This is a genomic window from Burkholderia sp. AU45388 (assembly GCF_030481585.1).
In the GTDB taxonomy this organism is placed as follows: Bacteria; Pseudomonadota; Gammaproteobacteria; order Burkholderiales; family Burkholderiaceae; genus Burkholderia; species Burkholderia sola.
On record NZ_JAUJPV010000011.1, the window covers coordinates 150,699 to 165,322 of the forward strand.

Here is a 14,624-nt window from a genome sequence, read left to right on the forward strand (position 1 = left end):
CGGCCGGCGAACGCCGCGCCGCATGAAAAAAGGGCCTCGCGTGCGAGGCCCGTCAACAGGTCGGAGAAACCGGTACGCCGGCCGGCACCGCGGGTCGCGCGGCGCCGGCCGGATCCGCACCGTTACTGCGTCAGTACCTTGCGCGGCTTGAAGAGGCCCTGGTATTGCCGTGCCGGGCGTTCCTTCGTCACCGGTTCGACGCCGCCGAAGGTCGGCGTCTGGCGCAGCTTCATCGCGGCCGGCGAAGCGACCGAGCCGATCGACGTCGAGCGCGAAGCCGGCGCGAGGTTGTTCGCGACCAGCAGCGCCGCTTCGCTCTTCAGGTTCGCCAGCAGCACCGGATCGGTCGAGCTGTTCACCTGCGTGAGCAGCCCGCTCCAGGCCGCGTCGCTGTAGTTCACGACGTAGTAGTCGAGACCGCTCGGGTTGGCGACCACGCCCGTGCAGCCGTCGATCCGCGTCTGCGCCTGCGTGTCCTTCAGCGCGAGCGTCGTGCGTTTCGCGAGACCCTGGCCGTACGCGAGCGTGATCGGCACCGTCCACTGCAGGCCCGGATACGCGTTCTGGTTCGGGAACGGCTGCTGTTTCAGCGTGACGACCGTCTGGTTCTTCGTCATGTCGCACTGCGTGTCGAGCGAGATCAGCGGTACGCCGGTCTGACGCACGTAGCTGTCGCCGATCGGGCCGACCGACTGGCCGCTTTCCTTCGACAGCGCATCCCACAGGCGCTTCGGCGTGCCGTTGCCGAACGAGTAGTCGACCAGGTACTGCTGCAGCCCCTTGCGCAAGGTCTGCTCGCCCAGATAGTTCTCGAGCGTCTTCAGCACGTGGCCGCCCTTGTCGTACGTGAACGCGCTCGCGCTCAGCACGAAGTCGTTCGACGCCCAGTCGTTGAAGTTCGGCGCGACCGGGAACGCGTTCGGGCCGATGTCGCGATTGATCACGCGATACTTGTTCTTCACCTGGTCGAGCCAGCTGAACTCGTCGGGGAAGAACTGGATCGTCGTCTTCGTCTCGAAGAACGTCGCGAACGATTCGTTGAGCCACACGTTGTCCCACCAGTCGGTCGTCACGAGATCGCCGAACCACTGGTGCGCGACTTCGTGCGTCAGCACTTCGTTGCCGTAGTGCGACATCGGCTGGCCCGGCTGCGGCAGGATGTCGTCGGCGAACTCGAGGATCGACCCCCAGTTCTCCATCCCGCCGAAGTTCAGGTCCTTCTGCTCCTTGAACGCGTCGTTCGCGGCCACCGTGTCGAACTTCGTCAGCGGCAGCGGGATGCCCGTGTAGCGGTAGTAGAAGTCGAGCGCCTGCTTGGTGCGGTCCATCGCCGGCTTCGCCCAGTCGCTCATGCCCGGCGGCGTGAACACGCGCAGGTGCAGGCCGCCCTTGCCGCCCGGCAGCGGGCTCGTGAAATCGTCCTCGTAGGTGTCGAACAGGCCGCCGCCGAAGAACAGCAGGTACGACGGCATCGGCGGGGTCTTCTCGAACTGCACCAGTTTGTAGCCGCCGCCGACGTTGGTCGACGGTTTCTCGGCCGCGTTCGACACGACGCGCCAGTTCTGCGGCACTTCGGCCGTCACTTCATAGGTCGGGCGGAACGCCGGCTCGTCCCAGCCCGGGAACCACTGGCGCGACAGGTTGGTTTCGCCCTGCGTCAGGATCGCGCCGCTCGTCTTGCCGTCGGTGCCCTTCAGGTCGACGCGGAACACGCCTTCGGCGGCCGAGCAGCCCGGATACGGATCGTCGCCGCAACTGCCGCCCGTCTGCGTGGCCGGATCGTCGTACGACTTGAAGTTGATGATGCCCGACCACTCCATGTGCAGCGAATAATTGCCCGGTGCGATCGTGCCGGCGGTGGGGCGCAACTGATAGAAGTCGCCCTTGTCCTGCGGCGTCGCGATCAGCTGGATGTTGCCCGGCTGCAGCGTGATGCGGCCGTTGGTGAACTTGATCCGGTGGCCGGCGATCACGATGTTGTTGACCGGCTTCAGCACCTTGATCTCGACGTCGGCGCGGCCGTCGAACGCGTTCAGCGCGTCGTTCGGGCGGAACCACAGCCGGTAGTTCACGGGCACCACGGTGTCCGGCAATTCGACAGGCGAGACGCTCTTGTCGACGTTCGATGCGCTCGGCGGCGCGGTGACGGCGGGCGACGAGCCCGTATGCGGCGCGCCGGCCGAGCTGAGCGCGGAAGCGGAGCCCGCACCGCCGTCGTCGCCGCCGCATCCGGCGAGCGCCAGCGCGGCGACGAGCGGCAGATAACGCATCTTGCGAATATGAATCGACATGACTGAAACCTCGATTGTTGAAAGAATCGTTCAGTGCTGCGAAAACACCGGCAAAAGCAATCCCCTCGCCGTTTAATCAACAGCGAAAGAAGCCAATGACGGATTATTCGAAAAAGACGGCGGCCGACTACGTGAAGGTAATCATGGTTTACTGCCCCCTCTGGATTTCCGGATGTCGTTTAACTGGCCGGTTCAAAATGGCCGGACGCGTGTTGTACTGAATTGATTTCGCGCGCACGACACGGGGCCGCACGCCCGGCGCGGGCGCGCGATCACTTTGAACCGACGACCTACGGGGCTGGCCGGGCCAGGCCGCAGGACGGAAGGACAGCGTGTCGCCGTCCTGTAAATTCGCCGTCATGCGGCATCAAGGTTTGTCGGCTTGCTCCAAGGATGCGTAAATATACTTGATGGTTTTGGGTAAAGGAAACGAAAAATTTAGAAAGCGCATCTATTGAATTCCGAGCGCTTCATTGAATGCTGAAAGTCATTAATGCGCTTTCCGTTTGGCCGGCAATTCCGTAGTTTTAATCTATTAACGATCTTGCGGAGCCGCCGAAACTACGAAATCCGGTGACGGACGGCACGGCCGGCACAGGCCGGCCGGTACAATGCAGCGACGCGTCCCGTTCACCGATTGCCGCGAGGAGACCTTCCCATGCCACGAGCCCTGTCCCGTCTCGCGCCGCTGCGCGCCGTGCTGCCGCTGGTCGCGACCGTGCTCCTGCTGGGCGGTTGCGCGGCGCTCACGCGCGAGCCGGTGCGCGTGTCGGTCGCCGGGCTCGACCCGCTCGTCGGGCAGGGCCTCGAGATGCGCTTCAGCCTGAAGTTGCGCGTGCAGAATCCGAACGATGCGCCGATCGACTACGACGGCATCTCGGTCGCGCTCGACCTGAACGGCACGCCGTTCGCGAGCGGCGTCAGCGATCGGGCGGGCACCGTGCCGCGGTTCGGCGAGGCCGTGCTCGACGTGCCGGTTTCGGTGTCGGCCTTCGCGGCCGCGCGGCAGGCGTGGAACCTGCCCGGCGCGGCCGCGAACGGCGAGCTGCCGTATGCGCTGCGCGGCCGGCTCGCCGGCAGCGGGCTGGGCACCGTGCACTTCAAGGACGCGGGCACGCTGCGTCTGCCGGCCTTGCCGGGGTGGGGCGGGTAGCTCGTTCGGTTGGATTCAACGTCGGCCAAATGTTTCTAAAAATTCACCATTTGACAGTCTTCAACGCTTATTTCGGCGCAATATCGATTTTTGTCGTGGCGCCCCTACACTTGCCGATGTCCGGCGGTCGGACATTTTTCAGGGGCAATCCATGGCGGCAAAATTCGAGCTGATGAAGGCCACGAACGGCCAGTACTACTTCCACCTGAAGTCGGCGAACGGTGAGATCATCCTCGCGAGCGAGCGGTACGAGGAGAAAAGCGGCGCGCGAAACGGGATCGCGTCGGTGCGGGAAAACGCGCCGCTCGACGCGCGCTACGAGCGCAAGCTCGCCCACAACGGCGAGCCCATGTTCAATCTGAAGGCCGCCAACCACCAGATCATCGGCACGAGCGAGACGTACAAGAGCGTGCAAGGGCGCGAGAACGGCATCGCGGCCGTCAAGCGCGATGCGCCCGTTGCGGAAACCTTCGATCTCGGCTGATTGACGGTTGCGCCGCGACGCATGCTTTCGGTCGACCGTCGCGGCGCCTGTTTTGCCGGGTCGGGCAAAGCGCGGTATGGTGTGGTCCGCGCGGTGAATTCTCGCCGCCGTTGAAGCCAACCGTACCGAGTTCGCGTGACCGATTTCCCCCTTTTCCACTGGACCGACGCCGACGGCGTCGATCATGCCGTGCGCTGGCGCTCCGAAGCCGGCGTGCAACCGCCGAAGCGCGCGGTGCCCGCCGACGACCGCCTCGCCGCCGATGCGGCCTACCGCCTCGCGTGCGAGGGGACCGCGCTCGTCTGGCAGGGCGATTTCCAGAATGCGCGCCAGCTTCTGCAGGCGATGGCGCGCCGTGTCGAACGCAAGCCGAAGAAGGCGAAAGCCGCGGCCGGCGTCGAGGCGTTCAACCTGCATCGTCTCGCGCAATCGCAGCGCGCCCGCACGCTCGGCATGCTGCTGATCCCGCTCGACGCCGATTACACGATTCCGCTGCGCCGCGCGCCCGACGTGCGGGCCGCCTGCGAGGAAGCGTACGGCCCCGGCGGCGCGCCGTCGGTCGTGTCGCTGCGCGAATTGCTCGGTCTCGTCGGTGCGCACGAGTGGCGCAAGAAGGGCGTGCCGATCCCGGCGCTCGGCGGCGCGCCGATCCATCCGCACTACGGCGTGTTCCCGCCGGTGCGCGGCGAATACGTCGAGCTCGTCGCGCGTGCGCCGCTGCCGGCGACGTCGCTCGCATTCGATATCGGCACGGGCACCGGCGTGCTGGCGGCGGTGCTCGCGTCGCGCGGCGTCGAGCGCATCGTCGCGACCGACCAGGATCCGCGTGCGCTCGCCTGTGCGCGCGAGAACGTCGCGCGGCTCGGCCATGCGGGCCAGGTCGAGATCGTCGAGGCCGACCTGTTTCCCTCCGGCCGTGCGCCGCTCGTGGTCTGCAACCCGCCGTGGGTGCCGGCCCGGCCGAGCGCGCCGATCGAATACGCGGTCTACGACCCGGACAGCCGCATGCTGCGCGGTTTCCTCGCGGGGCTGGCCGCACATCTGGAGCCGGGCGGCGAGGGCTGGCTGATCCTGTCGGATTTCGCCGAGCATCTCGGCCTGCGGCCGCGCGACACCTTGCTGCAGTGGATCGACGAAGCCGGCCTCGTCGTGCTCGGCCGCGACGACATCCGCCCCGCGCATCCGAAGTCGACGGACGCCGACGATCCGCTGCATGCGGCGCGCCGCGCCGAGGTCACGTCGCTGTGGCGGCTCGGCGCCCGGGCCTGACCGCGTATTTTCGGTAAACTACCGCCATTCCTCACGAATTCCCGCCGCCGGGCCGTGGTCGACCGACCGTGGCCCGGCGCCGCTTCACGATGTCGAACAAGACCCACGAAATCCGCCCGGAGCAGTCCGTCGAGCTGCTGAAGGAACTGCACATCCTCACCCGCGACGGGAAGCTGAACCAGGACAGCCGCCGCAAGCTGAAGCAGGTCTATCACCTGTTCCAGTTCATCGAGCCGCTGCTCGCCGGCGTGCAGGCCGACAAGGGCCACGTGACGCTCGTCGATCACGGCGCCGGCAAGTCGTATCTCGGCTTCATTCTGTACGACCTGTTCTTCAAGCAGCAGCCGGGGCACGGCACGCCGGCGTTCGCATCGCACGTGTACGGCATCGAGACGCGCGAGGATCTCGTCACGCGCTCGACCGAGCTCGCCGCGCGGCTCGGGTTCGGCGGCATGTCGTTCCTGAACCTGTCGGTCGCCGATTCGATCACGTCGCCGCAACTGCCCGAAACGGTCGATGTCGTCACCGCGCTGCACGCATGCGACACGGCGACCGACGACGCGATCCGCTTCGCGCTCGCGAAGCGCGCGCAGCACATCGTGCTGGTGCCGTGCTGCCAGGCGGAAGTCGCGGGCGTGCTGCGCAGGAACAAGGGCAAGTCGCTCGCGAATGCGCTGACCGAGGTGTGGCGGCATCCGCTGCATACGCGCGAATTCGGCAGCCAGATCACCAACGTGCTGCGCTGCCTGCAGCTCGAGGCGCACGGCTACCAGGTCAGCGTGACCGAGCTGGTCGGCTGGGAGCATTCGATGAAGAACGAGCTGATCATCGCGCAGTACAAGAACCTGCCGCGCCGCAAGCCGGGCGAGCGGCTGAACGAGATCCTCGCGATGTTCGGCCTCGCCGAACTGAACGAGCGCTTCTTCGTCACGCAGGCCGCCGCGGCGGGCGACGCCGCCGTCGAGCCCGCCGAAGGCTGACGGGCGGCCGCGCGGGCATGGCGCCCGCGCAGCGCGTTGCACGTTGCCTCACACGTCGTCGCCCGGCCGGCGCATCCATTCGCGCCAGCCTTCGTGGCCGAGGCGGCGCAGCGTTTCCTGATTCTTTTCGTAGATCGCGGACGCGTCCGGGAACGCGTCGACCGCGCGCGCGATGCTGTCCTCGCGCAGCAGGTGCAGGATCGGGTACGGCGCGCGGTTCGTGTAGTTCTCGATGTCGTCGGGCTCGGTGCCGTCGAACTGGTATTGCGGATGGAAGCTCGCGATCTGCAGCACGCCGTCGAGCCGCAATTGCCGCACGAGCCGCTCGGCGAAGAACAGCGCATCGTTGTAGTCGACGAAATCGGCGAACACGTGCGGGTAGATCACGAGCGTCGTATCGAGCTGCTGCGGGTCCGCCGCGTCGAGCGCGCGCAGCTCGGTTTCGAGTTCGGCGAGCGCGTCTTCGAGTGTCGTCGCTTCGCTGATCGCGTAGCGCACCTGTTCCTTCACATAGACGCTTTTCGCGAACGGGCACAGGTTCAACCCGATTACCGCGCGCGCGAGCCAGTGCCGCGTGGCGGCGAGGATGTCGTCGGGCGAGTCGGGGCGGGTGTCGGTCATCGTGGTACCAGTCGGGCGGAAGGGCAAAAAGGGCAAAAAGGGCCGCATTGTAGCGGGCGCGCCGGGGAACAACGCGCGCGGGCCGTCACGCGCAGGCCGCTTCGATCAACTGCGTGACGAGCGCGGGCGCGGTGCCGATCGGCGTTTCGCCATGCCGGTAGGTCTGGCTCGCCGCATAGATGCCTTCGACCACCAGCGCGAGCGCATCGGCGAGCGCCTTCGGCTGTCGCGCGCCGGCGCCTTCGCACAGCGCGACGAGCCGTTTCATCAACTGCTCCTTGTTCTGCGCGACGCGTTCGCGCGCCGGGTGCGACGCATCCGGGAATTCGGCGGCGACGTTGACGAACGGGCAGCCGCGATAGTCCTTTTGCGTCGCGCGTTCGGCGAGATCGACGAAGTACTGGATCAACTGCGCCTTCGGCTGCCCCGGATGCTTCGCGGCGCTCGTGTCGAGCCGCTCGAAGAAGCACGCGTCCATCCGTTCCAGATACGCGAGGATCAGCTCGTCCTTCGACGAGAACTGGCGGTACAGGCTCATCTTGTTGACGCCTGCGCGCTCCACCACCGCCTCGACGCCGACCGTGCGCACCCCTTCCCTGTAAAACAGCTCCTCGGCGGCACGCAGCAGGTGCTCCTGCGCGGTGGCGCCGTCGATCGGCCGGCGTGTGCGCCGCGCCAGCGGTTTGGCGGCCTCGATGCCCGACATGATGACCCTCGACTACGTAATGGATTGCTTGACATGTTACCGACTGGTAACTACGATCGCAACACAGTTGTGACCGGTCGGTAACAATCGCGCCGGCTCGACAGACGAATGCCAAGCATCGGCCCGGGTCAGCCGATGTTGAAATGCGCGGCGGAGGTGGCTCGGTCGGGGCGGAGCACGCGCGATGGCGCCAAAACCGCCCACTGGAGAACGTGAAGATGAACTGGGCAGTGACACGAATCGGCGGGCGCTTCCATTACGGATGGCTCGCGGCGGCGGTGGTATTCCTGATCCTGCTGGCGGCGGCCGGCACGCGCGCGACGCCGAGCGTGCTGATGGTGCCGCTCGAACGCGAGCTCGGCTGGAGCCGCGCGACGATTTCGCTGGCGATTTCGGTCAACATCGCGCTGTACGGCCTGACGGGCCCGTTCGCGGCCGCCGCGATGCAGCGCTTCGGGCTGCGGCCGACCATCCTCACCGCGCTCGTGACGATGGGCGCGGGCGTCGCGCTGTCGTCGATGATGACGCAGAGCTGGCAGATGGTGGTGATCTGGGGGCTGATGGTCGGCTGCTCGACGGGCGTCGTCGCGCTGACGCTGTCCGCGACCTTCGTCACGCGCTGGTTCCATGCGCGGCGCGGCCTCGTGATGGGGATCCTGACCGCGAGCACGGCCACCGGCCAGCTCGTGTTCCTGCCGATGCTCGCGGCGATCGCGCAGCGTCACGGCTGGCGGCCGGTCGTACTAGTCGTCGCGGTGGCGGCCGCGATCGTGATTCCGCTCGTCGCGTTGCTGCTGCCCGAGCGGCCGGCCGACGTGCAGCTGCGCCCGTACGGCGAGCCGGCCGATGCGCCGCCCGCGCCCGACGCGACGAAGGAGAATCCGCTCGCGGTCGCGTTCCGCACGCTGCTGACGGCGAGCCGCTCGCGCGACTTCTGGCTGCTGTTCTTCAGCTTCTTCATCTGCGGCGCGAGCACCAACGGCTATGTCGGCACGCACCTGATCGCGATGTGCAGCGACTACGGGATGACCGAAGTGCAGGGCGCGTCGCTGCTCGCGGCGATGGGCGTGTTCGACCTGTTCGGCACGACGCTGTCGGGATGGTTGTCGGACCGTTACGACAACCGCGTGCTGCTGTTCTGGTATTACGGGCTGCGCGGGCTGTCGCTGATCTACCTGCCGCATGCGTTCGGGATCGATTTCTTCGGGCTGCCGCTGTTCGCGATGTTCTACGGGCTCGACTGGATCGCGACCGTGCCGCCCACCGTACGGCTCGCGACCGATGTGTTCGGCAAGGCCGCGGCGCCGGTCGTGTTCGGCTGGATCGTCGCCGGCCACCAGCTCGGCGCGGCGTTCGCCGCGCTCGGCGCCGGGTTGCTGCGCGCGAGCCTCGGCAACTACACGATCGCGTCGATGATCTCGGGCGGGCTGTGCATCGTCGGCGCGCTGATCGTGCTGCGGATCAACCGCGGCCCGTCGCGCGCGGCCGCGCAGGCGGCCTGAGCGCGGCGGACCGGCCAGCCGCACGCGCTGCGGCCGGCCATTGCACGCACGGAGATTGGCATAGCGCGCCCGGATCGGGCACGCAGTCGCTCAAGCGGGTATGCTTGCGGTTCGCGAAGGCGTTCGCGCCCCTTCATCGATGTCAGCGAGGAACCGCATGTCCGTCAAACCTGCTCCCACCACTGTTTCGATTCACGATCTGATCGCGGGCCGCTGGAGCCCGCGCGCGTATTCGGATGAGCCGATCAGCGCCGGCGATCTTCACGCGGTGCTCGAAGCGGCACGCTGGGCTCCGTCCGCGTACAACGCGCAACCGTGGCGTTTCATCGTATTCGATCGCACCCAGGACGAAGACGCGTTCAAGCGCGCGTTCGCGACGCTGGTGCCGTTCAACCAGGGCTGGAATGCACCGGCGCCGGTGCTGATCGCGGTCACCGCGCACACGCTGACGCCGAAGGGCGAGCCGGCGCCGACCGCGCTGTACGACGCCGGCGCCGCCGCGATGTCGCTGGTGCTGCAGGCGCATGCGCTCGGCCTCGCCGCGCACCAGATGAGCGGGTTCGACGCGAAGGCATTCCGCGACGCGTTCGCGATTCCGGCGGACGTCGCGATCGCGTCGATCATCTCGCTCGGCCACTACGGCAACGTCGACAAGCTCGATCCGGTGCTGCGCGATCGCGAGAAGGCGCCGCGCACGCGGCATGCGCTCGGCGAGGTCGTCTATGCCGGTGCGTGGAAGAAGCGCTTCGACGCGGCGGCCTGACCCCTCGGGCGGACAGGCTGCGTCATCCGTCCTGTCCGTGCCTGTTCCCGGCGCGCCACGCCGCGCGCCGTGGCCACGGGCCCCCGTCGCGCGGCACGGGTGGCCGGCCCCGGTTGTGATCCCGCGGGCTTCATGTTAAAAAGCCCGTCCTTTCCGTTTTCGCGCCGGCCCTGCTGCGGCAATTTCCCATGACTTACTGCGCGATCGATTTCGGCACGTCCAATTCCGCCGTGGCGCTGCCCGACGGCGATGGCATGCGCCTCGCGCCCGTCGAGGGCGACCACCTGACGCTGCCCACCGCGATCTTCTTCAACAGCGACGAAGAGACGGTCGAATACGGCCGAGCGGCGCTGGCCTCCTATATCGACGGTTTCGACGGCCGGCTGATGCGCTCGATGAAGAGCATCCTCGGCTCGCCGCTCGCGGAAACGACGACCGACCTCGGCGACGGCAGCGCGATCGCGTACACCGAAATCATCGCGCGCTTCCTGACGCACCTGAAGCGCAAGGCCGAAGCGCGCGCGGGCGCGCCGATCGGCCGCGCGGTGCTCGGGCGGCCGGTGTTCTTCGTCGACGACGATCCGCGCGCCGACCGTCTCGCCCAGGATCAGCTCGAGGCGGCCGCGCAGTCGGTCGGGTTCGCGGACGTTCACTTCCAGTACGAACCGATCGCCGCCGCCTTCGACTACGAATCGCGCCAGTCGGCCGAGCGTCTCGTGCTGGTCGCCGACATCGGCGGCGGCACGTCCGACTTCTCGCTGGTGCGCGTCGGCCCGGCGCGGATGGCGCGGCTCGAGCGCAAGGACGACGTGCTCGCGCACCACGGCGTGCACGTCGCGGGCACCGACTACGACCGGCGGGTCGAACTGGCGGCGATCCTGCCCGCATTCGGCTACCGTTCGCTCGACCCGGAAGGGCGCGAGCTGCCGAACAAGATCTACTTCGATCTCGCGACCTGGCACCTGATCAACACCGTCTACACGCCGAAGCGGATCGGCGAGCTGAAGCTGATGAAGCACCTGTACCAGGACGTGCGACAGTACGAGCGCCTCACGAGCGTGGTCGAGCAGCGGCTCGGGCACGCGCTGATGGCGCGCGCGGAGGAAGCGAAGATCGGCGTCGCGGCGGGCGGAGAGACGATGATCGACCTGAACGACGTGGAAGAGGATCTGCAGATCGCATTCGACGCGAATCGCCTCGTCGATGCGAGCCGCGACGACACCGCACGCATCGTCGACGCCGCGCGCGAGACGGTGCGGCTCGCGGGCGTGGCGCCGCGCGATGTCGGCGCGCTGTATTTCACCGGCGGTTCGACGGGGCTCGCGTTCCTGTCGGGCGCGCTGGCCGGCGCGTTCCCGGACGCGCAGCCGGTGTTCGGCGATCGCCTGGCGAGTGTCGCGACGGGGCTCGGTATTCACGCGCAGCGCCTGTTCGGCTGAACGGCGGGCGGCTAAAAGGTCGCCATGCCGGACGGACAACCGGCGCCCAAAAACAAAAAGCCCCGCCGAAGCGGGGCTTTTTTACACGAATTATCGCGCCAAGCTTAGACCGGACGGATGTTCGCAGCTTGCAGACCCTTCGGGCCCGTCTTCACTTCGAATTCAACCTTCTGGTTTTCTTGCAGCGTCTTGAAGCCTTCGACGCGGATTTCCGAGAAGTGCGCGAACAGATCGTCGCCGCCGCCTTCCGGGGTGATGAAGCCGAAGCCCTTTGCGTCATTGAACCACTTGACGGTACCGGTTGCCATGTTACTTGTTCCTAAAAAGATAAAACGGGGCCGAAGCCCATGGGGTGCGGAAAATCAAGGAAGGGGTAATAGGACCAACCGGAGTACCGTTGATGGGCGAACTACGAAAGAACCAATTCACTCGCCACTTGAAATCCTGCGAAGTCCTTTATACGGCTAATCCGTCTGACGGTCAACCGTATTCCCGGGCATTCAGGGTTATTGCGGATATTCGGTTTACAAAGCTTGCAAGCGATGCGAATTTTTTGTAGGGGTCGATCGATTTTGGCGCCACGTTCGAGGTGCAACCGTTAAACTACGCGCCGCGTGGACGGGTTGCCCCGATCGGGTGACCCTCCTCCCAAGAATGCGTGCGCGGTGCGCTCCGAGCCGATCCCGGATCGCCGGCCGACCATGCTTTTTGAGACACAGGAGAGGATGTGAAGAGTTCTATTCAACGGAACATCGGCCCGTTTGCATTGATGCTGACGGGGCTGGGTTCGATTATCGGCTCGGGCTGGCTGTTCGGTGCGTGGAAGGCCGCCAAGATCGCCGGTCCGGCGGCGATCTGCGCATGGATCATCGGCGCCGTCGTGATTCTCGCGATCGCGCTGACGTATGCGGAACTGGGGGCGATGTTCCCCGAATCGGGCGGCATGGTGCGCTACGCGCGCTACTCGCACGGTTCGCTGGTGGGCTTCATCAGCGCATGGGCCAACTGGATCGCGATCGTATCCGTGATCCCGATCGAGGCCGAAGCGTCGATCCAGTACATGAGCACGTGGCCGTATCCGTGGGCGCATGCCTTGTTCGTGAACGGCGAGTTGCAGACATTGGGCCTGTTGCTGTCGGCCGTGCTGGTCGTCGTCTACTTCATGCTGAACTACTGGGGTGTGAAGGCTTTCGCGCGGGCGAACACCGCGATCACGATCTTCAAGTTCCTGATTCCCGGCCTCACGATCCTCGGCCTGATGCTCACGAGCTTCCATTCGGAGAACCTCGGCACCGCATCCAACGCGAGCTTCGCGCCGTACGGCTGGTCGGCCGTGCTGACCGCGGTCGCGACGAGCGGCATCGTGTTCGCGTTCAACGGCTTCCAGAGCCCGGTGAATCTCGCCGGTGAAGCGCGCAATCCGTCGCGCAGCGTGCCGTTCGCGGTGATCACGTCGATCCTGCTCGCGCTCGTGATCTACGTGCTCCTCCAAATGGCGTACATCGGTTCGGTGAACCCCGCCGACGTCGCGAAGGGCTGGGCGCACTTCAACTTCTCGTCGCCGTTCGCGGAACTCGCGATCGCGCTGAACCTGAACTGGCTCGCGATCCTGCTGTACGTCGACGCGTTCATCAGCCCGAGTGGCACCGGCACGACCTACATGGCGACGACCACCCGCATGATCTACGCGATGGAGCGCAACAACACGATGCCGAAGATGTTCGGCAACGTGCACCCGATCTACGGCGTGCCGCGCCAGGCGATGTGGTTCAACCTGCTCGTGTCGTTCATCTTCCTGTTCTTCTTCCGCGGCTGGAGCTCGCTCGCGGCGGTGATCTCGGTCGCGACGGTGATCTCGTACCTGACCGGTCCGATCAGCCTGATGGCGCTGCGCCGTTCGGCGACCGACATCGAGCGTCCGCTGTCGATTCCGCTGATGAAGCTGATCGCGCCGTTCGCGTTCGTGTGCGCGTCGCTGATCCTGTACTGGGCGAAGTGGCCGCTGACGGGCGAAATCATCCTGCTGATGATCGTCGCGTTGCCGGTGTATTTCTACTTCCAGGCGAAGTCGGGCTGGACCGGCTGGGGCGCCGACCTGAAGGCCGCGTGGTGGCTGGTCGCGTACCTGCCGACGATGGCCGTGCTGTCGCTGATCGGCAGCAAGGAATTCGGCGGTCACGGCTACCTGCCGTACGGCTGGGACATGCTGATCGTCGCGGCGATCTCGCTGGTGTTCTACTTCTGGGGCGTGAATACCGGCTACCGGACCCAGTATCTCGACGAGCGCGAGTCGCACGACGAGATCCTCGAGGGGGTCGGCGCCTGACGCCTGACCTGTCGCCGGATTCGGCGGCGGCAGGATGCAGCGAAAAAGCCCGCCCGAGCGATGCTCGGGCGGGCTTTTTGCTGACTGGCTCGGCGATGGCGCCGCCGTTCGGATTCAGGCGTCGGCGTTCGCGAACACGTAGTTCGTCATCGCGAGCACGCGCTGGTAGGTGCCGAGCGACTGGATGCCGAGCCGGTAGTCGTCGTCCGCCGCGCCGAGCGCGGTGAAGACCGGCAGCAGATGCTCGTCGGTCGGATGCATCAGCGCCGCGTGCGGCGCCTGCCGGCGATAGTCGAGCAGCGCATCGACGTCGCGCGCGGCAAGTTTGGCCTCGAACCAGTCGGTGAATTCCGCGACGCGCGGGTCCGCATCCTCGGGCGTCGCGCCGAAATCGGCGGCGCGCAGGTTGTGCGTGATCTGGCCCGAGCCGATCACCATCACGCCTTCGTCGCGCAGCGGCCGCAGCGCGCGGCCGAGCGCGAAGTGATGCGCGGCGTCCGCGCGCGGCTGGATCGACAGTTGCGCGACCGGCACGTCGGCTTCCGGAAACATCAGCAGCATCGGCACCCACGCGCCGTGATCGAGGCCGTGTTCGGTCGTCGCGGTCGCGATGCCGGCCGCGTTCAGCAGCGCGGCCGCGCGTGCGGCGACGTCGGGTGCGCCCGGCGCCGGATAGCGGATGTCGTACAGCGCCTGCGGGAAACCGTAGAAGTCGTGAATCGTGTCCGGATGCGCGGCGACGCTCGCGACCGGCTGTTGCGTGCCCCAGTGTGCGGAGAGCATCAGCACCGCGCGCGGGCGCGGCAGTTCGGCGCCGAGGTGCGTGAACGCGCCGGAGGGCAGCGCGGGGTCGATCGGCAGTGTCGGGGCGCCGTGAGACAGGTACAGCGAAGGCAAGCGGTTCATGGTGGTGACCTGCGAAAGGGTTTGCCTGTGACTATAGGCGCGCACCGGGCATTGATAAATCGGCAATCGGGAATTTGATTGACGCTTGTTCGTTGATAATCGTGGCGATGGCACGCGCACCAAGCCGATTCGCGTCTGAAGGCGTGAGATCGACGGAATTGCGGTGCGAATCGGTGGGGAATCC

At 66.5% G+C, this 14,624-nt stretch carries 13 protein-coding genes; 8 read left to right on the forward strand and 5 right to left on the reverse strand.

Annotation, left to right across the window (positions count from 1 at the left end):
* Positions 1-122: 122 nt before the first annotated feature.
* Positions 123-2,291 carry a M1 family metallopeptidase gene (locus QZM72_RS19275; protein ID WP_301738966.1) on the reverse strand — a complete coding sequence of 723 codons (2,169 nt, stop codon included), beginning with the start codon at positions 2,289-2,291 and terminating at the stop codon, positions 123-125.
* 658 nt (positions 2,292-2,949) lie between these two features.
* Between QZM72_RS19275 and QZM72_RS19280 the strand changes: the two genes are divergently transcribed.
* The 4 genes from QZM72_RS19280 (at position 2,950) to QZM72_RS19295 (ending at position 6,177) form a co-directional block, all read left to right on the forward strand.
* Complete coding sequence (locus QZM72_RS19280; protein WP_301738967.1) at positions 2,950-3,444, forward strand: LEA type 2 family protein; 495 nt, start codon at positions 2,950-2,952, stop codon at positions 3,442-3,444.
* 151 nt (positions 3,445-3,595) lie between these two features.
* The gene (locus QZM72_RS19285) at positions 3,596-3,928 is read left to right on the forward strand and encodes a YegP family protein (protein ID WP_301738968.1); all 333 of its coding nucleotides are present in this window, start codon (positions 3,596-3,598) and stop codon (positions 3,926-3,928) included.
* A 135-nt stretch (positions 3,929-4,063) separates the two neighbouring features.
* On the forward strand, positions 4,064-5,197 hold the full coding sequence (locus QZM72_RS19290) for a class I SAM-dependent methyltransferase (protein WP_301738969.1): 1,134 nt from the start codon (positions 4,064-4,066) through the stop codon (positions 5,195-5,197).
* A gap of 89 nt (positions 5,198-5,286) precedes the next feature.
* Complete coding sequence (locus tag QZM72_RS19295) at positions 5,287-6,177, forward strand: SAM-dependent methyltransferase (protein WP_301738970.1); 891 nt, start codon at positions 5,287-5,289, stop codon at positions 6,175-6,177.
* A 48-nt stretch (positions 6,178-6,225) separates the two neighbouring features.
* Here the strand turns inward: QZM72_RS19295 and QZM72_RS19300 are convergent, their stop codons facing one another.
* Positions 6,226-6,798 carry a DUF1415 domain-containing protein gene (locus tag QZM72_RS19300; RefSeq protein WP_301738971.1) on the reverse strand — a complete coding sequence of 191 codons (573 nt, stop codon included), beginning with the start codon at positions 6,796-6,798 and terminating at the stop codon, positions 6,226-6,228.
* Between the two features lie 85 nt (positions 6,799-6,883).
* Positions 6,884-7,504, reverse strand: coding sequence for a TetR/AcrR family transcriptional regulator (locus tag QZM72_RS19305; protein ID WP_089466548.1), 621 nt, complete (start codon positions 7,502-7,504; stop codon positions 6,884-6,886).
* 218 nt (positions 7,505-7,722) lie between these two features.
* Between QZM72_RS19305 and QZM72_RS19310 the strand changes: the two genes are divergently transcribed.
* The 3 genes from QZM72_RS19310 (at position 7,723) to QZM72_RS19320 (ending at position 11,208) form a co-directional block, all read left to right on the forward strand.
* A complete protein-coding gene (locus QZM72_RS19310; RefSeq protein WP_301738972.1) occupies positions 7,723-9,006 on the forward strand; it encodes an MFS transporter in 1,284 nt (427 codons plus the stop codon).
* A gap of 157 nt (positions 9,007-9,163) precedes the next feature.
* Positions 9,164-9,769, forward strand: a complete 606-nt coding sequence (locus QZM72_RS19315; RefSeq protein ID WP_089466549.1) for a nitroreductase family protein — start codon at positions 9,164-9,166, stop codon at positions 9,767-9,769.
* Between the two features lie 188 nt (positions 9,770-9,957).
* On the forward strand, positions 9,958-11,208 hold the full coding sequence (locus QZM72_RS19320) for an Hsp70 family protein (protein ID WP_301738973.1): 1,251 nt from the start codon (positions 9,958-9,960) through the stop codon (positions 11,206-11,208).
* Between the two features lie 104 nt (positions 11,209-11,312).
* On the opposite strand, the gene QZM72_RS19325 is transcribed toward QZM72_RS19320, so the two are convergent.
* Positions 11,313-11,516, reverse strand: a complete 204-nt coding sequence (locus tag QZM72_RS19325) for a cold-shock protein (RefSeq protein ID WP_006477070.1) — start codon at positions 11,514-11,516, stop codon at positions 11,313-11,315.
* Between the two features lie 419 nt (positions 11,517-11,935).
* On the opposite strand from QZM72_RS19325, the gene QZM72_RS19330 reads away from it, so the two are divergent.
* Positions 11,936-13,534 (forward strand): APC family permease, encoded by a 1,599-nt coding sequence (locus QZM72_RS19330; protein WP_089466551.1) that lies wholly within the window; start codon positions 11,936-11,938, stop codon positions 13,532-13,534.
* Between the two features lie 114 nt (positions 13,535-13,648).
* Here the strand turns inward: QZM72_RS19330 and QZM72_RS19335 are convergent, their stop codons facing one another.
* Positions 13,649-14,440, reverse strand: a complete 792-nt coding sequence (locus tag QZM72_RS19335) for a class III extradiol ring-cleavage dioxygenase (RefSeq protein WP_089466552.1) — start codon at positions 14,438-14,440, stop codon at positions 13,649-13,651.
* Between the last annotated feature and the right edge of the window lie 184 nt (positions 14,441-14,624).

What these genes read in the sequence shown, in the direction of transcription:
- QZM72_RS19295 (WP_301738970.1), top strand. Translation starts at nt 5,287, where the DNA reads ATGTCGAACAAGACCCACGAAATCCGCCCGGAGCAGTCCGTCGAGCTG.
- QZM72_RS19310 (WP_301738972.1), top strand. Translation starts at nt 7,723, where the DNA reads ATGAACTGGGCAGTGACACGAATCGGCGGGCGCTTCCATTACGGATGG.
- QZM72_RS19335 (WP_089466552.1), bottom strand. Translation starts at nt 14,440, where the DNA reads ATGAACCGCTTGCCTTCGCTGTACCTGTCTCACGGCGCCCCGACACTG.
- QZM72_RS19285 (WP_301738968.1), top strand. Translation starts at nt 3,596, where the DNA reads ATGGCGGCAAAATTCGAGCTGATGAAGGCCACGAACGGCCAGTACTAC.
- QZM72_RS19300 (WP_301738971.1), bottom strand. Translation starts at nt 6,798, where the DNA reads ATGACCGACACCCGCCCCGACTCGCCCGACGACATCCTCGCCGCCACG.
- QZM72_RS19280 (WP_301738967.1), top strand. Translation starts at nt 2,950, where the DNA reads ATGCCACGAGCCCTGTCCCGTCTCGCGCCGCTGCGCGCCGTGCTGCCG.
- QZM72_RS19320 (WP_301738973.1), top strand. Translation starts at nt 9,958, where the DNA reads ATGACTTACTGCGCGATCGATTTCGGCACGTCCAATTCCGCCGTGGCG.
- QZM72_RS19315 (WP_089466549.1), top strand. Translation starts at nt 9,164, where the DNA reads ATGTCCGTCAAACCTGCTCCCACCACTGTTTCGATTCACGATCTGATC.
- QZM72_RS19305 (WP_089466548.1), bottom strand. Translation starts at nt 7,504, where the DNA reads ATGTCGGGCATCGAGGCCGCCAAACCGCTGGCGCGGCGCACACGCCGG.
- QZM72_RS19325 (WP_006477070.1), bottom strand. Translation starts at nt 11,516, where the DNA reads ATGGCAACCGGTACCGTCAAGTGGTTCAATGACGCAAAGGGCTTCGGC.
- QZM72_RS19275 (WP_301738966.1), bottom strand. Translation starts at nt 2,291, where the DNA reads ATGTCGATTCATATTCGCAAGATGCGTTATCTGCCGCTCGTCGCCGCG.